Here is an 18,711-nt window from a genome sequence, read left to right on the forward strand (position 1 = left end):
TTCCTGGCCCATGCCGAACTGCCTGCTTGTTTCTGCGTCTCGCTGGCATCCCAGCCATCACTACCGCCCCAAGCCCAAGCCGGGATCGCTGCGCATCCTTCATGCCCAGCCCAACACAGGCTTTGTGCTGCCCCTGGCGCTTGGTACCTCGCTGGTGCTGTTGCTCGGCAGTGCCTCGATGCATAGCCTGGCGCTACATGGCCGTCTGCGTGCCCGCATCGACGCGCAGCAACATCAGCGCCGTGATCAGCTCCGCTCTGCCGCGATGGCGTTTGCGGCACAGGCTGCTGCGCCAGGCCAGGATTGCCTGCTGGCCTGGGGATCCAGTGACTGGGATGGCTTGAACCGTGCCTGCCCAACGGCAGACGTCAAGGCGTTGCGTGCAGGCCAGGTGGGCGAGACCCGATGGCGACTGCTGGATTGGCAGCCCAACGGTGAGCAGGCGCAGCTGCAGTTGGTGATGGTTGCGAGCGGTAGTGCTGCTCAGCTGCCGCTGCGGCGCACGGATGCGTGCTTCCAGCTGCACTCTGGTTTAGAGCTGTTGCCGGCGGTCGATGTCGCCATCGCCAGCCCCGATGAGGCGGCGCCATGACCCTCGCCGAAGTGCTTGTGGCTGGCGTCATTGTCAGCTCCAGTTGCTGCGCCTCATTGCAGGTGTGGAGTCAAACGGTCCAGACCACCCAGGCCGCCCGCGACCTGGTGCAGGCCGGAGAGCGGTTGGAGTTGCAATGGTTGCTCAGTCGTCGCTGGTTGGCGGCTGCAGAGCTGGGGTGTCCGTTGGATCCCTTCGCGCTTGAGGTGGGTCTGGATCAGGCCCTGCCGCGTGAGGCGGGGATCAGCCGTCGCTTGGCGATGGATCCCAACCGTGAGGGGGTGTGGTTAACGCTGGAGCACAACGCCACCGGTCTGCTGCGCCGCCAGTTGTTCACGGCGGCTGGTAGCGGCTGGTGCAGCTCCAGCCGCGAGACCTCGTCATGACCCATCGCTCCTGTGATGGCGGTTTCTCGTTGCTGGAATGCCTGCTCGCCATCACGCTGCTGGCCATCCTCAGCAGCGTGGTTGTTGTCCACACCGGTGGCGATCGTGCTCGCCAGCAGTTGGCTGCTGCGGCTCAACGCTTGCAGGTGGCGATCGACCGCGGCCGCCTCTCGGCAATGCATCGCCAACAGGCCTGTGCCCTTCGTCTCACTGATGTCGGTTTGCAGCCGGATGGTGCAGGGGCGCTGCCGTCTTGCCAAAGCAGCGGCGTTGACATTGTGGAGCCACTGGCCACCTCTGGAGTGAGCCTGCACACCAATGTTTCCGGCCTGCTTCGCTTCAGCACCAATGGTTTGCTGCTGGATGGCGGTTTGGTGGTGTTCAGCCATCCGGCGTCGCAGCATCGGCCTTGTGTGGTGGTGAGCCTGCCCCTCGGCGTCACCCGCCAGGGTGTCTATGGCGCTGATCCTGCGGCGCAGTTGAGTAGCAGCCACTGCCTGCCACGGTCATGACCAGTCTGCAGTCATGTCCGCGGCATCGCTCTGCTGCGGGATTCTCCCTGGTGGAACTGTTGCTGGCCGCCTCTCTCGGCACGGTGTTGTGTGGTTTGTTCGTTCAACTGTTGTTGGGAGATCTTCGCTTTACGGGGGCGATGGCTCAGCGCTTGCAAGCCCGGCGCATTCAGCAACGCACCATCGCCTTGATGCGGGCTGAGCGGGAGCTGGGGCATGCGCTGGTGACCGACCCACCGCTGTCATCCACCTGGCCCTGCAATCTGGCCGGACGGCGGCCAGTGTTGGCGCTGGCGCTCTCCGCCCATGACCCGGAGGCGCGACAGCAGGCGATCGTGTACACCGTTGGCAAGCCTCCCTCCGCTATCTGGCGTGGTGAGGTGCTGATGCGCTGCGGTCCGGCCTATGGCCTGGATGGCCAGATCAATCTGAACAGCCGCTTCCAGAATCGGGTGCTGCTGGATGGCCTGCCCGCTGGAGAAGGCAAGGGCCTGCAGGCGCTGCCCCATCCTCAGCTGCCCGTGGTGGCCATCACCCTGGAGCAAGAGCTGCCCGCGTCGGGGCGCGCTGATGGATCGACTGCCATCCATCTGAGCAGTCGCGCTGCTCTCTAAACGACGACCGCAATCGATCATGTGACGGGCTTGCGGTACGGGATTGCGGAAAGTGGTGCGCGCAGCCGTGGTGTCTTGATCGTGTTAGTCGGTCTGATCCACAACTTGGTTCGGCAAGGGCGTCGTGGCGTTGGGCTCAAGCAAGTAGTAGGCCTCCACACTCAGGGCCGCGAGGGCGAGGAAGAGGTGATCAATCCAGCCGAATTCCACCCCCATCCCTTGGGCGGCGATCTGCACATTCACCACCACCATCACGCACAGGAAGATCGCCAGCACCACCGCCGGTACTGACCGGATGGAGCTGCGATCACTCCACAGCGAGATAAGTAAGGGAAGCAGCAACACGACCGACACCGCATGCAGGGCTCGCATCGACAGCTCGTTGTGCAGGTGCGGGGTGATGGCGGCCCAGAGATTCACCGGGATCAGCAGGGAGGTGAGCAGCAGATACAGGATCATTCCGTCACGTTCCTCGCGGTGACTGCAGCACCATCGTTGCTGAGGGGCAGTCGCACAGTGAAGGTGCTGCCCTGATCCAGTTGGCTGCGCACGCTCACCGCACCCCCCATCGCCTCGACCAGCAGCTGCACAATCGAGAGTCCCAGGCCACTGCCGCTGCTCACTCTGGCATTGGCTGCACGGTGGAAGCGGTCAAACACTTTGGCCAAATCGTCTGCGGGAATGCCGATGCCTTGATCCTCCACTTCCACCACGGCCATGGCATCTTCCTGGCGCAGACGCACAGTCACAGGTGTGGCGGAAGGGGAATATTTGTGGGCGTTCTCGATCAGATCCAGGAGCACCTGACGCAGGCGATCTGGATCGGCCATGGCCACCACTGCCTGCTGATCGTGGCTGGGCTGGGGCAGCTCCAGCAGCACATCCCGCTCCAGGCTGCTGCGGGCCAGATCCACGGCTTCGTGGAGGGCAATCCCCATCGCGACGGGTTCACTGTTCACGCGCAGCTGCCCGCTGTCGCTGCGAGAAAGGTCGAGTAGGTCATCGAGCAGATGGCGCATGCGCACGCTCTCCTCTTCGGCGGTGCGCAGGCCCTTGCGCTGGCCTTCGCTGAGGTTGTCGCCGCGTTTGATCGTGCGATGCAGATAGCCCTGCACGATCGTCAGGGGGGTGCGAAGTTCGTGGCTGACTGCACTCACAAAGCGGCGCTGGTCTGCCCAAGACTTGGCGAGGCGGGCTCTGAGGTCGTTGTAGGTATTGGCCAGCTGTGTCACTTCCAGCGGCGCTCCTTCAATGGTCAGCGCTGAAGTGTTGAGGGTGTCTGCGGTGAGTTGGGCTGAGGCGTTGGTGAGCTGGCGCAGCGGGCGAATAATCCGCCGCACCAGTCCGTTCACGATCCAGAGCGACAGCAGTAAGCAGCTCCCCCAGATCACGATCATCCAATTCAGAAAGGCGCTCTGGGCGCGATTGATGTTGGTGACCTCTGCGCTGCTCCATACCCGCTGGCCTGAGGGATAGACCCGATTGAGCACAGCGATGTAATCCAACCCATTCACGCTCAGGGATTGGGTGATGCCCGGTTTATTCAGCGAGCCGTTCACGGCCTCTGCCACCGCCTTCTTCCCCGGTAGGCGGGCATCGGCTGGCAGCAGCAGCTCGCCATCGGGCTCTTCGATCCAGAGCGTGTGACGCATGGTGGAATGCCAGCGCAGCTCTTCACGGATGGCTTGCTTGCGTCGTTGTCTGGCCGTTGCACTTTCTGTTGCTGGTTTCTCCAGCAGTCGATCAGCCAGCAGGTGCGTCTCGAGTGAACGAGCATTGGCGCGCAGCTCAGTGTCTCGGGAGATGGCCTGGTTGCGCTGGGTCAGCCAGAGACCTCCGATGCTGGCTCCGCTGAACCCGAGGAACACCGCCAGGTAGGTGGCGAGCTGCAGCTGACCGGTCAAGCTGCCGAGCAGGTGGTCGCGCCAGTGAGGAGAGGTGGCCATTTCTCCATCTTCATCATCTTGGCGGGGATCTGCAGCAAGAATGCTGATAGGGCGATTGGATCGAGTCGGCGTTGAGCTTTGGTTTCTCCCCCCTGGGGCTGTCGCGCCCCAGCCTTTCGGCCCGGATGGCCCGTTGGGGTTTGGTGATCGTGGCCATCTACGCCTTGGTCGCTCTGGTCACGCCCTTGCTGCTCTGGGCCGGTTGGCTGCCGGATCCGAATGCTGGGCTCGATAACCCGATCTATGCCTCTCCCTCCTTGCAGCATTGGTGCGGAACCGATCGACTTGGTCGTGATGTGTGTGTGCGCACCCTCCAAGGCAGTGGTGTGGCCTTGCAGGTGGTGCTCTTGGCGGTGGCTCTCGCCTTAGTGATCGGCGTGCCGTTGGGCATGGTGAGCGGCTATCTCGGCGGCCCTGTGGATCGGGTCTTGGTGCTGTTGATGGACACCCTGTACACCCTGCCTGTCCTGCTTCTTTCCGTGGTGCTGGCCTTCTTGCTGGGTCGAGGCATCCCCAATGCTGCCGCTGCTCTGTGTGTGGTTTACGTCCCCCAGTACTTCCGCGTGGTCCGTAACCAGACCGCTCAAGTCAAAGCGGAGCTGTTTGTGGAGGCGGCCCGTTCGCTCGGGGCCGGGCCAGCGTGGATCCTGCGTCGGTATCTACTGCGCAATGTGATCACCTCGGTGCCGGTGCTCGTCACGCTCAACTCTGCTGATGCCGTTCTCGTGCTGGGGGGGCTTGGCTTCCTTGGGCTCGGCTTGCCAGAAACCGTGCCGGAATGGGGCAGCGACCTCAACTTGGCCCTGGCGGCGGTGCCCACCGGCATCTGGTGGACTGCCCTCTATCCAGGACTGGCGATGTTTGTGCTGGTGCTTGGCCTCTCCTTCCTTGGCGAAGGGTTGGAGGCTTGGGTGAGCAGTGGTGATGCTCCTACCGGCTGAGATGTTGCGTTTGCCTGACAGGCACTCTCAGGCCTGAATCCCGCATTCGCTCCACCTGCGCCACACTGGAAGCACTACGCATTCCGCTCCCATGCCCTGGTGGGCCACTCTGGTGCTGTTGGTCATGGGCACGTACTTGTGGCTGTCGGGGCGTTCCAACCCGGACGATGTGATCGGCCTGCTTGAGCAGATGCTGGCCATCGCCCTGGGTTTGGTGGTGCTGTTTGTCGGCCAGAACATGCTTCTGGAGTCACTGGTGTTGGTGGTGGCCCTGCGCTTGCCTGCTGCCCGTCGCAACCAGCCGGTCACTCAGCGATCCAAGGCACGCAAAGACGTGCTTATTCCTTTTTGATCTGGATCCGTCTTTGATCTGGACACGTCGTGCCTGGATCAGAACGCCAGTTGGAAGGCCACGGCAACACCCATCACGGTCAGGATTGCGTATTCGCTGAAACTGATAATTCCTAGGGGAGTTTTGCTGTTGCCTCCCACGCAGGCGCAGTTCAGCGCCAGCTTGTCGACATAAACGGCTTTGAGCACGGATGCCATGCCTGGCACACCGATGGCCAACGCCACCCAACCGGCGAGCGCGACGGGTGGGTGATGCAGAAATCCCAGACCGATCAGCAGTTCCACGCCGGGATAGAGACGAGCCCAGAGCCGAAACCGCTGGGTGATCAGATCGTATTTGCCAAAGCTGCTAGCGAACGACTCCACATCCATCAGCTTCAGCATCGCCAGAGCGCATACCGAAAAGCCCATGAAGCGCTGCAGGGTGTCTTCTCCCAGCACCAGCGCCATCAGCAGCGTGGTGCCGAACACGGCGAGTACAGGTGTGTAGGAGTAGTCGGCTGCTTCCGCCGTCTCGCCCAGTTGGGCTGCTAACTCGCTGTAGCCGCCGAGCCGCTGCTCACCCGCAAACAGCTGGGGAGTGGTGGCAACGCCGTGCTTCTGCTTGAAGCTGTCCACTTGCTCCTGGTTGATGAGCCTGTGGTCCTGGAAGGGGATGCCGTGTTGTTGCAGGAGGCTGATCGCCTTCAGGCCCCAGGGGCATTCATGGTCGGGGGTCGACATCCGGTACAGATGCACCTCGCCGAGGGAGGAGAGGGTGGTTTTGGGGCTCAACACACCGTGATCGCACCAGTGCTCTAGACCGTAGCGATGGCGAGTCGATCGGGACCCAGCCCTTAGCAGCGCAGTTTGAGCGTGCGCGGCAGTTGCTCCTGAATTTCACCTGACGCGTTCAGGGCGGGGTAAGGGCGCTTCTCCTGGCGACACCAGTCCGCCACCTCCGGGTAGGCCCACTCGAACAGCCGTTGTTCATACAGCTCTCCGGGTAGTCCCTCGCCCTTGGTGGGCAGCACTCCTGCGGCCCGGCGTTGTCTGGCTGCCTCAAACAGCAGGGTCGCCGCCGCCACAGACACGTTCAGCGACTGGACCATGCCTGTCATCGGGATCAACACCGCTTCATCCATCAGTGCCTGAGCCCGATCACTCAGTCCCCATTTCTCTGCCCCGAGCACGAAAGCTGTGGGGCCGGTGAAGTCGCAGTCGCGGTAGTCGCGGGCATTGACACCCAGATGGGTGCCGTAGAGCTTCAATCCCTGAGTCTTGAGGCTGGTGACAGCGTCTTCAATGCTGGCGTGATCGATCAGGGGAACCCATTTCTGGCTGCCCTGGGCCGTGCTGTTGAAGGTGCGCGATCGGCCACTCAGGCTGACGACGTGGGCCTCAAGGGCCCCAACGGCATCGCAGCTGCGCAGGATCGCTGAAAGGTTGTGTGGTTTCTCCACATGCTCAAGCAGCACCGTGAGATCACGCATGCGGCCATCGAGAACAGACTTCAGACGTTCAAACCGACGGGGGAGTAGGGGCATCGCGCGCTACCCCTGGATCGCTGGAAGGATCATGAACCAAGCCGTTGCGGCGAGCAGCAAAGAGAGCACGCCCCAAGGCATCAGCAGGGTCAGCCCAAGGCCAACCACGAACAACAGCAAGGCCCTAAGCAGTGTCATGAAGCTGTTTCATCAAGCAGTGTCATGGCTTGATCACGCCATGCCTCGAGCGAAGCATGGCGGCTGAATCCCTGTGATGGTGTGATCAGCGGGCGCCGGAGCGTTTGCGAACAACCCGGGGCGCATTGCGGGATTCATCGACGCTGGCTTTTGTGTCGCTCATGCTTGCGTCGCTGACGGTGGAATCGTCACCGCTCTCCTTGCTCTCGCCTGCGGGTTCGTCATCGGGCTCCTGGTCCGCAATGATCCCGAGAATCATTCCGGCCTGCAGTTGGTCCTGGAGGTCGCCGATGGTCATCAGCGCCTTGAGGACCAATTGGGAGCGCACGATCTTGGGCAGGCCAGGGCGGAGCTTCTTGGTGGTGTCCCACAGCTCCTGAGCCACCTCTTTGATCAGCTCCTTGTCAGCCGTCATTGCGTTCTTTCTGAGTCCGAGCACACCAGCATCCCACCACGCCGTTCCCGCAGTGGTCCTCACCCCTGCCAGCCTGGAGTGCAGAGGCTTCTGCGGGCATGGCTGCATTACCCCTTGCTGCGTCAAGCCTGGCTGCTCAGCGCGGCGGTTTTGACCAGCGGGTGCTTGAGGTGGTGGCAGCGATTCCCCGCGGCCGTCTGGTCACCTATGGCCAGGTGGCTGACTGGATCGGTGCCTACGGTTGTGCACGCCAGGTGGGCTGGGCCCTGCGCCGGCTGTCGTTGCCGTCCGAGCTGCCTTGGCATCGGGTAGTGAATGCCCGCGGCTGTATCGCCATGAGCCTCAGCCGTGAGGGGTCCGACTGGATGCAGCGAGACCTGCTGCTTGCGGAAGGCATCCCCGTGGATGGGGATGGTCGTCTTTCCCTGCAGCGCTTCCTTTGGCGCCCAGCCCAACCTCCCGGTCTGTCTGCGCTGGAGGATGTGGGTGTGATGCCTGCTGCCCGTGAGTGATCCATCCGCCCGGAGCGCGTCGCCGGCCGCTGGCGTGGCCCCACGTCACATCGCTTGGGAGGTCTTGGAAGCGGTGGCTGCTGGTGCCTATGCCGATGTGGCGCTGGAGCGAGCCCTGCGCGGAAAGAACCTTGCCTCGGTCGATCGCGGCTTGGTTACTGAACTCGCCTATGGCGCCATCCGTCAGCGGCGATGGCTGGATGGCTGGTTGGATCGCCTCGGTCGTGTTCCTGCCCGTAAACAGCCTCCTCGGCTGCGTTGGCTGCTGCATCTCGGGCTTTACCAACTTCTCTTCATGCAGCGGATTCCGGCCGCGGCAGCCGTGAACACGAGTGTGGAGCTGGCCAAACAGCACGGGCTGGCCCGTCTGGCCCCGGTGGTGAATGGTCTGCTCCGGGCTGCCTTGCGGGCCCGGGACCTGGGGGAGGAGCTTGAGCTCCCGCTTGATCCGGCCCTGCGCCTGGCCCTGCAGCAGTCGCTGCCGGACTGGTTCTGCCAGGAGTTGCAGCAATGGTGCAGTCCTGAGCAAGCAGAGCGGGTGGCTCGGGCATGCAATCAGGTGCCGCCCCTTGATCTGCGGGTCAATCGCCTGCGCAGCAGCCCCGCTGAGGTCCGCGCTGCTCTTGAGCAGGCGGGGTTGGAGGTCGTGCCGATTTCGGAGTGTCCCGATGGTCTGCAAGTGTTGAGCAGTGGTGGCGATTTACGTCGCTGGCCTGGCTACGACGAGGGCCATTGGTGCGTGCAGGATCGCGCCGCCCAATGGGTGTCGCCTTTGTTGGATCCTCAGCCGGGGGACCGGGTGCTCGATGCCTGCGCGGCCCCAGGGGGTAAGGCCACCCACATCGCCGAGCTGATGGGTGATCGGGGTGAGGTGTGGGCTGTGGATCGTTCGGCGGGGCGTCTGCAGCGGGTTGCTGCCAATGCCGCCCGCCTCGGCACTGGCTGTCTGCAGGCCATGACCGCTGATGCCGCCGAACTTCTGGAGCACAAGCCCCAGTGGCGCTCTTCCTTTCAGCGCATCTTGCTGGATGCACCCTGTTCAGGCCTTGGCACCTTGGCCCGCCATGCGGATGCCCGTTGGCGCGTCACTGCGGCCACAGTGGCGGAGTTGCTGCCTTTGCAGACGCGATTGTTGGAGGCGATGCTGCCTCTGCTAGCCCCGGGAGGCACCCTGGTCTATGCCACCTGCACGATTCATCCATCCGAGAATGGCGATCGGATCAAGGCCTTCCTCGCAGCACATCCAGAGCTGACACTCACCCAGCAGCAGCAGCGCTGGCCCGATCCTGATGGTGGAGATGGCTTCTATGCCGCTGTGATCGAAGGACCGGCTACTGCACCGGCATTGGCCTGAAGAATTCGTCCACCGGGGGGCCGCCTGGAGGCACCACATTCCGCTGCGGTGCTGTGGCATTGGGGTCCGCTGGGGTGCTCGTGTCCCAGCTGGTGTCGGGTTTGGTGGGATCGTCGGGCTTTTTGGTGGGATCGTTGTTGCGTTCGGGCAGGGCACGCTTGGTGCCTCGGTTATCCCGGAACAGTCTGGTGAGTACAGGTTTGGGCGGGAACTGCTGGACTGGGAAGTTGCCCTTGATGGTGTTCATGAACTGCTTCCAGGCCCAAGCCGCCTCGCCACTGCTGCTGTTGGTTTCGCGGTTGTTGTCGTAGCCAAACCACACGGCGGTGGTGAGCTGGGGAATGGATCCAATGAACCAGAGGTCCCTCCCTCCCTCCGAGGTGCCGGTCTTACCAGCCACGGGGCGGTCATCGAGCTTCGCCGCCACGCCGGTGCCTCCAGTCACCACGCGTTGCAGCATCCAGTTCATCGTGTCAGCCACATCACTGTCGACGGCGCGACGCCCCCTGGCACCGTCGCTGCGGCGGCTCCAGATCATCTGGCCGCCAGGGCCGCGGATGTCTTCGAAGGCGGTGGGCTTGACGTAGACGCCGCGATTGGTGACGGCGGCATAGGCAGCGGTCATATCGAGGATCGTTTGCTCGTAGGCGCCGATGGCCATCGGGTAGTACTTGCCCAGCGGCCGGGTGGTGCCGATCCCCAGGTTGTTGGCCATGGCGATGATCGCGTCAAAGCCCACCTTGTCTTGCAGCTGCACTGCCACGGTGTTGAGGGAGTTCTTCAGAGCTTCCGCCAGTGAAATCTTGCCGAAATACTTGTTGCCGAAGTTCTTGGGGCAGTAGCCGTTCCAGCAGCGCGGGGCATCCACGAAGATGTCTTCCGGTTTCACACCCGCATTGATTGCTGCGGCATAGGGGAAGAGCTTGAAGGTGGAGCCTGGAGAGCGCAGGGCTTGCGTGGCGCGGTTGAACTGACTCGCCTGGAAGTTTTTGCCGCCTACCATCACCCGCACCAGCCCAGTGCCGGGTTCAATCGAGACGATCGAACCCTCAGCGTTACCTGGGGCGAACTCACGCACCACCTGCTGGGCCCGCTTCTGCCACTTCAGATTGAGGCTGGTGCGGATCTTGAGGCCACCCACTTCCAGTTGTTCAGGGGTGAGCATCTGAGGCAGTTGTTGCGCCACCCAACTGGTGAAGTAAGGCGCTGCACTGTTGAAGTATTTCGGGGTGGCAGGTTTGAGATTGAGAGGAGTGTTGCGGGCCGTTTCGGCTGCGCTGGCGGTGATGAAGCCGGCTTGTTGCATGCGGTTCAGCACGATTGCTCGGCGTTCGCGCGCAACGGATTCATTCACCAGCGGTGAATACACCGAAGGTGCTGGAGGCAGACCGGCAATCAGTGCCGCTTCCGGCAGGCTGAGCTGATTGGGGGTTTTGGAGAAGTACACCCAAGCGGCATCGGCGACGCCATAGGCACCGGATCCCAGGTACACGTAATTGAGATATTGCTCAAGGATTTGCTCCTTGCTCAGCTGGCGTTCCAGCTTGTAGGCCAGGGCTGCTTCCCGCAGCTTGCGGGTGATGGTGCGGTCTTGACTCAGAAACACCGTGCGGGCCAGTTGCTGAGTGATCGTGCTGGCGCCCTCACGCACCGCGCGTTGCTTGAGGTTGGTAACAAGCGCACGACTGATTCCCCAGAGGTCGACGCCGTCGTGCTCATAGAAACGCCGATCTTCCGCGGCCACGAAGGCCTCCTTCACCAGCAGCGGCATCTCCCCTGGATTGACCTTTTCCCGGGTGGCTGGACCCAGCTTTTGGATCACCTGTCCATCGCTGGACAGCAGGGTGATGGTGCCTGGACGGTTGAAGCTGGCAATCTCGCGTGCATCCGGCAGCGTGGCATCAAGTGCCTCGGTCAGAGCTCCCTGGCCAAGGGCCACACCGCAACCAATCGCCGCAGCGGAGCCGGCTAGCAGGACCCAATGACGGCGGGTGCGCTTCACATCACCTGGGTCAGAGGACTGTGGCCAATGGCCAGTGCGGTCACAAGCATGCCGAGCACCAGGAAGGGTTGAGCGCTGGCCTGATACTTCACGTCGAACTCGACCGGATCACGCAGAAGCCAGATGTCCTGAAATGTGATCTGGGGAACGATGAGAAGCACAAGCAGCACTGCTGCGAAATGCTGTCCGATCGCGATCAGAACGGCAACCATCAGCAACTGGAAGACATCAATCATCCCGGCGCTGATCCAGCTGGCACGTTTGATGCCGAACACCACAGGAAGAGACTGGAGGCCAAGAGCCCGATCGCCTTCGACGCTCTTGAAATCATTGACAACGGCAATGCCGAGGCCGGCCAGGCTGTAGGCGAGGGTGAGCAGGGCGGTGGCCCAGGTGAGTTGACCGAACAGAGCCTGGCCTGCCCACCAGGGCAATGCGATGTAACTGGCTCCAAGGGCGTAGTTCCCAAGCCAGCCGTTTTGCTTCAGTTTCAGTGGTGGGGCTGAGTAGATGAAGCTCACAAAGGAGCCGCCAAGGGCGAGCAGAAAGACCACGGGCGTGGTGTGCCCGGCCCAGAGGTCAAGGCCATAAGCAACGCCGAGGCCCGCGAGCAGCAGCAGCCAGATTTGAACCTTTACCTGGAACAGCGGGATCGCTCCACTTGGAATGGGCCGGTAGGGCTCATTGATCGCGTCGATCTCGCGGTCGTAGTAGTCGTTGATCGTCTGGGTGTAGCCGGCCAGAAGAGGGCCGCTCATCAGCATGCAGGCGATCGCTGCGGCCAGATGGTCAAGACGCCATTGGTAGTTGCCACTTGCAGCGGCACCGCAGACAACACCCCAGATCAGGGGAATCCAGGTGACGGGCTTCATCAGCTGCAAGCGCAGCTTCCAGATGTTGGAGGTGCCACTGGCACCTTTCATGCCAAGCAGTTGACGGGCGTCACTCACAGCCTGAGGCCTCAGGCTGCAGCAATTTCGTCGTCGAAGAACCAGCAGGTGGTGCCATTGCTGAGTTCCACCACAACACCGATGCCCTGGCCATCGACGGTGCGGAAATCGACGACTTCGCCACTCGCATCCTTTTGGAGCAGCTCGACGAGGGTGGTTGGGATGCGGTCACGAACGCGGGTGACCCGAACCTTGGAGCCGATGTTGATCGCCGCCTGGGACATGGCCTGCAAGGCTTGGAAAGTGGGCGTCACCCTAACAGCCGCCTCGTGATCTCCTTTCGTTGTCATGGTCGCCCTTCGCCTGATCCCTTGCCTTGATGTGGCCGAAGGCCGTGTGGTGAAAGGTGTGAATTTTGTGGGACTTCGCGATGCCGGAGACCCGGTGGAGCTGGCTTGCCGTTACAGCCAAGCTGGAGCGGATGAACTGGTGTTTCTCGATATCGCTGCCAGTCATCAGGGCAGGGCCACGTTGGTGGACATGGTGCGGCGCACAGCAGAGGAGGTGACGATTCCCTTCACGGTTGGAGGGGGGATCTCGTCCGTAGACGGCATCACAGAGTTGCTGCGGGCCGGAGCCGACAAGGTCAGTCTCAATTCCTCGGCGGTGCGTGATCCAGAGCTTGTGGCGCGTGGCGCCGACCGCTTCGGCTGCCAATGCATCGTGGTGGCGATCGATGCAAGGAGACGTGAGCAGGGCACTGATGGCTGGGATGTGTTCGTGAAGGGAGGTCGGGAGAACACCGGCCTTGATGTGGTGGCTTGGGCGCGTCGTGTGGCGGAGTTGGGCGCTGGTGAGATCTTGCTCACCTCGATGGATGGTGATGGCACCCAGGCCGGTTATGACCTGACGCTCACAAGGGCTGTGGCCCAGGCGGTGCCGGTACCGGTGATCGCGTCCGGTGGGGCTGGCTGTTTGGATCACATCGCCGCGGCTTTGGATCACGGGCCGGAGGGGGGGCAGGCGTCGGCGGCCCTGTTGGCTTCGCTCTTGCATGACGGCGTGCTCACCGTGGAGGAGATCAAGCAAGACCTGCTGCAGCGGGGCATGACCATCCGCCCTGCGCAGGCTTGAGCGTCTTCTCTAAAGTTTCAACAAGTTCCTGAAAAGGTTGTGGTTGATGGATCCACCGGCTTTCCACCTGATGGGGTGCCTTTAATTGCCCATCAATGGATGCTCCCGCTGGGATTGCTCAGTTCTGTTGTGGTGGTTGGCTTGGTGGTTTGGGCTCTGAAATTGATGCAGTCCGCGATTGATCAGAGCGAGTTTTCGTTAATGCTGGCTGGATGTTTGGTGTGTTCGGCCGCTGTTGGGCTCGCGTTGGTGATGGTGATGACCCTCAACGGTCTGCCGGTTTGAACGGATGGATGTGAAACCTGGAGATGCCGCTGCCGTTGAGCAGCTTTTCAATGATGTGGCGCCTCGCTACGACCGCTTCAATGATCTGCTCAGCCTCGGCCTGCACAGGCAGTGGAAGCGTCAGCTGATCGCCTGGCTGCGACCGTGTGAGGGAGAACGCTGGTTGGATCTCTGTTGCGGCACCGGTGATCTGGCACTGGCGTTAGCCAGAACGGTTCGGCCCAGTGGGGAGGTCGTGGGCCTTGATGCTGCCGGGGCGCCATTGGAACTGGCGGAGGAGCGCCGTTCTGTTGAGCCCTGGCTGAATGTTGAGTGGCTGCAAGGTGATGCCATGGCCACGGCTCTTCCTGACGCCAGTTTTGATGGTGTTGTGATGGCCTATGGCCTGCGCAACCTTGCTGATGCCGGAGCAGGCCTAGCGGAAATGCACCGTTTGCTTAAGCCGGAGGGTCGGGCTGGGGTTCTCGACTTCAACCGTTTGCCCGAGGCCAGCTGGTCTGCTGCTTTTCAACGTCAGTACCTGCGCCGCGTGGTGGTACCAGCGGCGGCCCTGGCCAATCTGGAGCCCCAGTATGCATATCTCGAGGCAAGCCTTGAACGTTTTGCGAGCGGCGCTGAGCAGGAAGCGATGGCAAGGGAAGCTGGCTTTGCTTCGGCACGACACAGGCCACTGATGGCAGGCCAGATGGGTGTGCTTTTACTGCAAGCCTGAGCCGGGCCAGATCGCCGACCGCTTGCGATCAGGGCGCCAGGGAGATTAGAAAGAAAACCTTAAGACGCAGAAATGTGATGGCCTTCCCGCTTCCCTCTCTGCTGGCCTCGATCGAGGATCTGTTGCTCGAGGTGCAGTGGTTGGACGGGATGATCCTGGTCACCGATGCCCAGCGGGCCACGTTCGTGTCGTTTTCCCAGGTGGATCCAGTGCTGCGCCGTCTGAGGGCCCGGCCTAAGGGCATGGAAGTGGCGGAGAAGCTCTGCATGTCGCTGTTGGAATCCCATGGCAAGGCAGTCTCCAAGCCTGTCTTGGTGTTTCAGGGCGATGGCAGTTTCTGGCTGGGAATGATGAGCCCGAGCCGAAGTAATCCGCATCGTCATCACGCCATTGCCCATCTGCATCGCTGCTTGGCTCAGAGCGGTTGATGCAGGGCTTGTTAAAGCAATGGCTGGCACTCTTTTGGCTTGAAAAGAATGCAGTCGTCAAGCTTTTCAATCGATCAGTTCGATCGCTTTGGGGTTTTGCCTTCTGATCGAAACAGATGCGAAGCAGTGCTTATTGAAGGCTTATTGAACTTAGTGATTGGGTCTCTTCCTTTTTGAGCACAGAGCGAAGGCCAAGTCTCAATCAGGTTGATGACCTAGAAACTTGCACATATCGACCGTCTGCCCTCATCTGCTGATGACGAGCCCTGCCCCGATTCATTTCCAGGACATCAGTGCATTAGTCCAGTTGCAGCAGTGGGTTTGAAGGTCTGTCCAACTTTGTCCAACCTCGATAGGTTGGATGAAGAGTCTCTATTGGTTTGCCAAAGCTCGTAGTCGGAGAAGACGGAAAGCCAGTGAGGCACAGCGTTCTTGGTGGAAGAGCGCAGATAGTCAAATTCGACAGACAACCAGATGTCTTTGTCTATCGCCAGCTAATCAAGGGTTCGAAGTCCTACTACCACCAGCAACTCTCAGCGCTGGACGTGAACAGTGCTCTTAGAGAGGCGGAGGACGTCTTCCTAAGGCTCCAAAGCGAGCTGGAGGTAGATGGCACCAAGAAGCTCAGTTCAATGCCTTTAGAGGACGTTCTGAAGGGTTGGATACGAGTCAAAGAAGGGAAGCAGTCCGCTGGATTGATAGGGGAAGACGCATTGCGTGGTTGTGTTGCTCATCTAATGGGCTCAATTAAGGAGTATTTGCTGACATACAAGAAGCTAAACAAGGTTGCTGACTTAAAGAAAGACACTTATATGGACTATGTGAATTGGCGTATGACTGAGGGTTGGAAGAAGTCCAATGTCAGCGGTAAACCCAGTCCAGTAAAGGAAAGTACGGTGAAGCGTGACTTGACTCACCTAAAGGATTGGTATCAAAACTATCTAATTCCTAGAGGTTATGTCGATTCGATGCCAACTCTGGAGAGGATTGTCATCCGACAAGATCAATTAGATGCTAATCCTCCTATCCCATTGTCACCAGACTGGACATTAATCCACAATTATCTGAAGACTTGGGCGGAAGATGGAGCATCTCACCCTAATCCTCGGGTTGAGTATTGGCGTCAGTTGTTTAGACACTTCTGCCTTATCTCGTATAACGCTGGCACACGTCCCAAGGAATTGGTGGGGAAGATAGAGAAGCAGAGGCAACCCACTGCTGATGGTTCATATGTCATCAAAGAAGTCTTGAAAGGAGGGTTGCGTTGGGATGACGTAACTGTCGAGATGGCAACACATAAAGCAGAGAGTGGCAAAGAGTTTGAAGTTGCTGAAGCGACTTTGCACATCCGATATACAAAGACTGGTGTCCCTCGTGATGTCCCTTGCAACACTGGTGCCTTCTTTATTCGTTGGCGCGAATTCTGTAATGAATGGCGGAAGAGGAATGGATTCTCTCCTTTGAAATCAACTGACTACATTTTCTTTAACCCCAATAGTGGTAAGCCATATACATACACACAATTCACTAATGCTTGGAATGCAATGCGTACAGCGTTAGCAGATAAGCTTTCGCCCATTCGTTCTGAGCAAAAATACACTATGTACAGTATGCGTTCTTCCTACATAACCAATCAGATTGATGAAGGTAAAGATGTCTATTTGGTTAAGCAGCTGACTGGACATTCACTTGAAATCCTTGTGAGGCACTACGACAGAAGCAATGTCAAGCGTAGGAGTGCAGAAGCAACGGCAAGGAGTTATGCCAAACAGAAGAAGAATGATAAGTCAATTGACTTAGAATCACTTGGAGAGGTAGTGAGCAAATCCCAGCAACAGCAACGGGTTACGGCAATTAGCGATACTAACAAGCGTGCTGCTGCTAGGTGTAAAGCTGGCAGCAAGCTCAGCACTAAGTAACTACCAAGTAGCACAAGTCTTGTATGGCAATTGACAAACTGTCATATCAAGTTACGCGTATTGATTATATCAGTGTATGATGCTCAAGGGGATGAAGCTTTGACAAGCAAGAGTCAGTTGTTGCGGTACATACCGTCTTCAATATCAGCCCAAAGCTTTCTGTCTTTCTCTGGAATCTCGTTGAAGTCAGAAGGGTTGGTGCATCTTCTGTTTGCACCACGTACAAAGCAATATCTTTGTATTGGCGTTGATGCTTCTCTTCTGTCTTCCCGTTGCTTTGCATCTGGAAGTCTGACTGAATGGAATCCATAAGTCTTGACTAGATAATCCCACATTCCACTCCAATCAATAAACATTCTTCCGAAGTCTCGAAGTAATTTGAATTGCACGTTCCTCGATATGCGGAAGACGTTATTCCAAAGGTAGTTTTCGATTGCTTTTAGTTCTGTTTTTCCCATATCTCTTCCTACATATTTTGTCTCATTCAAGTCAAATTGCTCTTCAACCAGCTTTGAACATACCCATCCTATTTCAAACTCTGACATCCCAGCACCTCTGAGCTTCTCAGCAAATGATGACTGTGGAAGTTCTTGCATAACTGTTGGACGGCTTCCTTAAATCTATATCAAAGAATCAATGACAACTAACAAATTCAATGCATCTAAGCGTCTCGGTGCTGTGGGTGCTTCTCTTCTTCAATACTTTCCAATCAAGAGGTTTCGATTCGACACCTCGCGTCATCCAGTTATCCAGTCACCCCAGCGCTGTAACTCATCAGTTGCTGCCCTTCTGTCCTTCCAAGAGGTGCAGATGGTTGAAGGACTTACTAACTACCTTGAATGTGAAGAGAGAGAAGCAATTCGAATCGCTCTCTATGAGGCATCTAGGAGCGCCTCTAATGCCTCAGAAATACTTATTAGACGCGCTAAGTCTGGAAGCAAAGAACAAGGGCATACAGCACGTTCTAAGAAGCAGCGTTGGAATTTGGCTAGGGATGAGAAAGACTCTTTGTTGAGTGCTTCTAAGCAGCTAAAGATTACTGACAAGGAATTTGTACGGTTTGCCATTATCCGTTTGTCTAGAGGAATCCACGACGGTTCAATTACTCACCTAACTGATTCCAAGATGCGTAGTCAGATGGAATTATTTAGGGATTGGAGTAAGACACACGATGGTGCTCCTTCGAAACTTACCCGCCTTAAGAAGGCAGCACAATCTTCTTGGGATGACATTGAAGATATGTATGAGGCAGAGGGTGAGTGGATGGAACAAGTCAAGGAATTACGCCGTCTTTATAGAAGCGATAGTCCAGCAGCTACTAATGAAGAGATTGACATTTGGATTGAAGAATCACTATCTCCTACTCCCTTTGTGTTTGAGGATATGTTCCCAGAAGCTGTCCTTTCTGACTCTGAATGGATGATTATTGAGAAACAACTTTCTGATATGTGGGATGCGCTTGAGCACTATCGGGTAGAGGAGAGACTCCTTCTTAAATTCAATAATGATTTGACGAACCTAACTGGTGAGTTGCTTGGAATTGAATATGATAAAGCTAAGCAAGAGATGGAGGAAGAAAGACGGAAGAGAACGAGACAGATGAATGAGGAGATTATGCCTCTTTGGAAAATACGCAAGCTCGAATGTCATAAAGTTAATAGCGAGTTTGTTAATAGGGAGAGAATCTCTGACTATATAGTCAATGCTTTAATCAATGACTTCTTCACTCCCTTCGCTGTGAAGCATTTCTGTCACTGACTTCTGTGCCTTACCCTCCTACCACGTAGTGGGGAATGACAGTTAGTCAATTCCAACTGCATAAGACACAAATCAGTGAGAACCTAGTCTTGCTAAACCGAGCACGCGAAGCGTGGGAGGTTTCCCTAAAGGCATCAATACTTGTATTTATATATGTCTAGGTGAACGAATGAACGAGTGAGCGAAGCGAGCGAGTGAATGAGTGAACAGACATCTTGTAATACATATATTGAACTACGGTTGTCTAATGACTTGATGACGTTAAAAGCTAAGTAAGTGATTGAGGTATTCAGAGG

24 protein-coding genes are annotated in these 18,711 nt (G+C 58.3%); 14 read left to right on the top strand and 10 right to left on the bottom strand.

Annotated features, from left to right (window positions below):
• Positions 1-10: 10 nt before the first annotated feature.
• From DXY16_RS07145 to DXY16_RS07160, 4 genes are read left to right on the top strand one after another with little or no spacing between them, the layout of a single operon-like run.
• Positions 11-592: a hypothetical protein gene (locus tag DXY16_RS07145; protein ID WP_137007068.1), complete on the top strand. Its 582-nt coding sequence runs from the start codon at positions 11-13 to the stop codon at positions 590-592.
• The gene (locus DXY16_RS07150) at positions 589-978 is read left to right on the top strand and encodes a hypothetical protein (RefSeq protein WP_115120576.1); all 390 of its coding nucleotides are present in this window, start codon (positions 589-591) and stop codon (positions 976-978) included. Before DXY16_RS07145 ends, DXY16_RS07150 begins: the two co-directional genes overlap by 4 nt.
• Entirely contained in the window at positions 975-1,490 is a 516-nt protein-coding gene (locus DXY16_RS07155) for a prepilin-type N-terminal cleavage/methylation domain-containing protein (protein ID WP_115120577.1), read from the top strand. The genes DXY16_RS07150 and DXY16_RS07155 overlap by 4 nt, the downstream gene beginning before the upstream one ends.
• Positions 1,487-2,104 carry a type II secretion system protein J gene (locus DXY16_RS07160; protein ID WP_115120578.1) on the top strand — a complete coding sequence of 206 codons (618 nt, stop codon included), beginning with the start codon at positions 1,487-1,489 and terminating at the stop codon, positions 2,102-2,104. Before DXY16_RS07155 ends, DXY16_RS07160 begins: the two co-directional genes overlap by 4 nt.
• A gap of 84 nt (positions 2,105-2,188) precedes the next feature.
• On the opposite strand, the gene DXY16_RS07165 is transcribed toward DXY16_RS07160, so the two are convergent.
• Both DXY16_RS07165 and DXY16_RS07170 read right to left on the bottom strand, forming a co-directional pair.
• On the bottom strand, positions 2,189-2,563 hold the full coding sequence (locus DXY16_RS07165) for a hypothetical protein (protein ID WP_115120579.1): 375 nt from the start codon (positions 2,561-2,563) through the stop codon (positions 2,189-2,191).
• Positions 2,560-4,050 (bottom strand): HAMP domain-containing sensor histidine kinase, encoded by a 1,491-nt coding sequence (locus tag DXY16_RS07170; RefSeq protein WP_115120580.1) that lies wholly within the window; start codon positions 4,048-4,050, stop codon positions 2,560-2,562. Before DXY16_RS07170 ends, DXY16_RS07165 begins: the two co-directional genes overlap by 4 nt.
• A gap of 125 nt (positions 4,051-4,175) precedes the next feature.
• On the opposite strand from DXY16_RS07170, the gene DXY16_RS07175 reads away from it, so the two are divergent.
• A complete protein-coding gene (locus tag DXY16_RS07175) occupies positions 4,176-4,991 on the top strand; it encodes an ABC transporter permease (protein ID WP_244281598.1) in 816 nt (271 codons plus the stop codon).
• A 91-nt stretch (positions 4,992-5,082) separates the two neighbouring features.
• Positions 5,083-5,343 carry a hypothetical protein gene (locus tag DXY16_RS07180; RefSeq protein WP_115120582.1) on the top strand — a complete coding sequence of 87 codons (261 nt, stop codon included), beginning with the start codon at positions 5,083-5,085 and terminating at the stop codon, positions 5,341-5,343.
• Between the two features lie 38 nt (positions 5,344-5,381).
• Here DXY16_RS07180 and DXY16_RS07185 read toward each other — a convergent pair whose 3' ends face one another.
• From DXY16_RS07185 to DXY16_RS07195, 4 genes are all read right to left on the bottom strand, one after another.
• Positions 5,382-6,065 carry a glutaredoxin gene (locus DXY16_RS07185; protein WP_115120934.1) on the bottom strand — a complete coding sequence of 228 codons (684 nt, stop codon included), beginning with the start codon at positions 6,063-6,065 and terminating at the stop codon, positions 5,382-5,384.
• Between the two features lie 113 nt (positions 6,066-6,178).
• The gene (gene trmH / locus DXY16_RS07190) at positions 6,179-6,868 is read right to left on the bottom strand and encodes a tRNA (guanosine(18)-2'-O)-methyltransferase TrmH (RefSeq protein WP_115120583.1); all 690 of its coding nucleotides are present in this window, start codon (positions 6,866-6,868) and stop codon (positions 6,179-6,181) included.
• 6 nt (positions 6,869-6,874) lie between these two features.
• The gene (locus tag DXY16_RS15275) at positions 6,875-7,006 is read right to left on the bottom strand and encodes a hypothetical protein (RefSeq protein WP_256359589.1); all 132 of its coding nucleotides are present in this window, start codon (positions 7,004-7,006) and stop codon (positions 6,875-6,877) included.
• 85 nt (positions 7,007-7,091) lie between these two features.
• Complete coding sequence (locus DXY16_RS07195) at positions 7,092-7,421, bottom strand: TIGR03894 family protein (protein ID WP_115120584.1); 330 nt, start codon at positions 7,419-7,421, stop codon at positions 7,092-7,094.
• A gap of 98 nt (positions 7,422-7,519) precedes the next feature.
• Between DXY16_RS07195 and DXY16_RS07200 the strand changes: the two genes are divergently transcribed.
• Together DXY16_RS07200 and DXY16_RS07205 are read left to right on the top strand one after the other, a co-directional pair.
• Entirely contained in the window at positions 7,520-7,933 is a 414-nt protein-coding gene (locus DXY16_RS07200; RefSeq protein ID WP_115120585.1) for an MGMT family protein, read from the top strand.
• On the top strand, positions 7,926-9,287 hold the full coding sequence (locus tag DXY16_RS07205; protein WP_115120586.1) for a 16S rRNA (cytosine(967)-C(5))-methyltransferase: 1,362 nt from the start codon (positions 7,926-7,928) through the stop codon (positions 9,285-9,287). The genes DXY16_RS07200 and DXY16_RS07205 overlap by 8 nt, the downstream gene beginning before the upstream one ends.
• Here DXY16_RS07205 and DXY16_RS07210 read toward each other — a convergent pair.
• Genes DXY16_RS07210 through DXY16_RS07220 form a run of 3 tightly spaced genes read right to left on the bottom strand, consistent with a single transcriptional unit; the run spans position 9,265 to position 12,463 of the window.
• A complete protein-coding gene (locus DXY16_RS07210) occupies positions 9,265-11,289 on the bottom strand; it encodes a transglycosylase domain-containing protein (RefSeq protein WP_115120587.1) in 2,025 nt (674 codons plus the stop codon). The genes DXY16_RS07205 and DXY16_RS07210 overlap by 23 nt on opposite strands.
• Complete coding sequence (chlG, locus tag DXY16_RS07215; RefSeq protein WP_115120588.1) at positions 11,286-12,239, bottom strand: chlorophyll synthase ChlG; 954 nt, start codon at positions 12,237-12,239, stop codon at positions 11,286-11,288. Before chlG ends, DXY16_RS07210 begins: the two co-directional genes overlap by 4 nt.
• A gap of 11 nt (positions 12,240-12,250) precedes the next feature.
• Positions 12,251-12,463, bottom strand: coding sequence for a DUF2862 domain-containing protein (locus tag DXY16_RS07220; protein WP_115020079.1), 213 nt, complete (start codon positions 12,461-12,463; stop codon positions 12,251-12,253).
• Positions 12,464-12,527: 64 nt separating this feature from the next.
• Between DXY16_RS07220 and hisF the strand changes: the two genes are divergently transcribed.
• The 5 genes from hisF (at position 12,528) to DXY16_RS07245 (ending at position 16,657) form a co-directional block, all read left to right on the top strand.
• Complete coding sequence (gene hisF, locus DXY16_RS07225) at positions 12,528-13,313, top strand: imidazole glycerol phosphate synthase subunit HisF (RefSeq protein ID WP_115120589.1); 786 nt, start codon at positions 12,528-12,530, stop codon at positions 13,311-13,313.
• Positions 13,314-13,352: 39 nt separating this feature from the next.
• Positions 13,353-13,598, top strand: coding sequence for a hypothetical protein (locus tag DXY16_RS07230; RefSeq protein WP_244281599.1), 246 nt, complete (start codon positions 13,353-13,355; stop codon positions 13,596-13,598).
• 10 nt (positions 13,599-13,608) lie between these two features.
• Positions 13,609-14,310, top strand: coding sequence for a bifunctional demethylmenaquinone methyltransferase/2-methoxy-6-polyprenyl-1,4-benzoquinol methylase UbiE (gene ubiE, locus DXY16_RS07235; protein ID WP_115120936.1), 702 nt, complete (start codon positions 13,609-13,611; stop codon positions 14,308-14,310).
• A gap of 77 nt (positions 14,311-14,387) precedes the next feature.
• Positions 14,388-14,738 (top strand): hypothetical protein, encoded by a 351-nt coding sequence (locus DXY16_RS07240; protein ID WP_115020008.1) that lies wholly within the window; start codon positions 14,388-14,390, stop codon positions 14,736-14,738.
• A gap of 416 nt (positions 14,739-15,154) precedes the next feature.
• Positions 15,155-16,657: a site-specific integrase gene (locus tag DXY16_RS07245; RefSeq protein WP_206749554.1), complete on the top strand. Its 1,503-nt coding sequence runs from the start codon at positions 15,155-15,157 to the stop codon at positions 16,655-16,657.
• A 113-nt stretch (positions 16,658-16,770) separates the two neighbouring features.
• On the opposite strand, the gene DXY16_RS07250 is transcribed toward DXY16_RS07245, so the two are convergent.
• Entirely contained in the window at positions 16,771-17,253 is a 483-nt protein-coding gene (locus DXY16_RS07250; protein ID WP_115120591.1) for a hypothetical protein, read from the bottom strand.
• Positions 17,254-17,467: 214 nt separating this feature from the next.
• Between DXY16_RS07250 and DXY16_RS07255 the strand changes: the two genes are divergently transcribed.
• Positions 17,468-18,415: a hypothetical protein gene (locus tag DXY16_RS07255; protein ID WP_115120592.1), complete on the top strand. Its 948-nt coding sequence runs from the start codon at positions 17,468-17,470 to the stop codon at positions 18,413-18,415.
• Positions 18,416-18,711 lie beyond the last annotated feature (296 nt).

The organism is Synechococcus sp. UW105, from assembly GCF_900473935.1.
Taxonomy (GTDB): domain Bacteria; phylum Cyanobacteriota; class Cyanobacteriia; order PCC-6307; family Cyanobiaceae; genus Synechococcus_C.

Coding starts and splice junctions, on each gene's coding strand:
- DXY16_RS07160 (WP_115120578.1), top strand. CDS start 1,487: ATGACCAGTCTGCAGTCATGTCCGCGGCATCGCTCTGCTGCGGGATTC.
- DXY16_RS07255 (WP_115120592.1), top strand. CDS start 17,468: ATGGTTGAAGGACTTACTAACTACCTTGAATGTGAAGAGAGAGAAGCA.
- DXY16_RS07175 (WP_244281598.1), top strand. CDS start 4,176: ATGGCCCGTTGGGGTTTGGTGATCGTGGCCATCTACGCCTTGGTCGCT.
- DXY16_RS15275 (WP_256359589.1), bottom strand. CDS start 7,006: ATGACACTGCTTAGGGCCTTGCTGTTGTTCGTGGTTGGCCTTGGGCTG.
- DXY16_RS07145 (WP_137007068.1), top strand. CDS start 11: ATGCCGAACTGCCTGCTTGTTTCTGCGTCTCGCTGGCATCCCAGCCAT.
- DXY16_RS07155 (WP_115120577.1), top strand. CDS start 975: ATGACCCATCGCTCCTGTGATGGCGGTTTCTCGTTGCTGGAATGCCTG.
- DXY16_RS07240 (WP_115020008.1), top strand. CDS start 14,388: ATGGCCTTCCCGCTTCCCTCTCTGCTGGCCTCGATCGAGGATCTGTTG.
- DXY16_RS07170 (WP_115120580.1), bottom strand. CDS start 4,050: ATGGCCACCTCTCCTCACTGGCGCGACCACCTGCTCGGCAGCTTGACC.
- DXY16_RS07220 (WP_115020079.1), bottom strand. CDS start 12,463: ATGTCCCAGGCGGCGATCAACATCGGCTCCAAGGTTCGGGTCACCCGC.
- DXY16_RS07185 (WP_115120934.1), bottom strand. CDS start 6,065: ATGTCGACCCCCGACCATGAATGCCCCTGGGGCCTGAAGGCGATCAGC.
- trmH (WP_115120583.1), bottom strand. CDS start 6,868: ATGCCCCTACTCCCCCGTCGGTTTGAACGTCTGAAGTCTGTTCTCGAT.
- DXY16_RS07250 (WP_115120591.1), bottom strand. CDS start 17,253: ATGCAAGAACTTCCACAGTCATCATTTGCTGAGAAGCTCAGAGGTGCT.
- hisF (WP_115120589.1), top strand. CDS start 12,528: ATGGTCGCCCTTCGCCTGATCCCTTGCCTTGATGTGGCCGAAGGCCGT.
- DXY16_RS07200 (WP_115120585.1), top strand. CDS start 7,520: ATGGCTGCATTACCCCTTGCTGCGTCAAGCCTGGCTGCTCAGCGCGGC.
- DXY16_RS07150 (WP_115120576.1), top strand. CDS start 589: ATGACCCTCGCCGAAGTGCTTGTGGCTGGCGTCATTGTCAGCTCCAGT.
- DXY16_RS07195 (WP_115120584.1), bottom strand. CDS start 7,421: ATGACGGCTGACAAGGAGCTGATCAAAGAGGTGGCTCAGGAGCTGTGG.
- DXY16_RS07165 (WP_115120579.1), bottom strand. CDS start 2,563: ATGATCCTGTATCTGCTGCTCACCTCCCTGCTGATCCCGGTGAATCTC.
- DXY16_RS07180 (WP_115120582.1), top strand. CDS start 5,083: ATGCCCTGGTGGGCCACTCTGGTGCTGTTGGTCATGGGCACGTACTTG.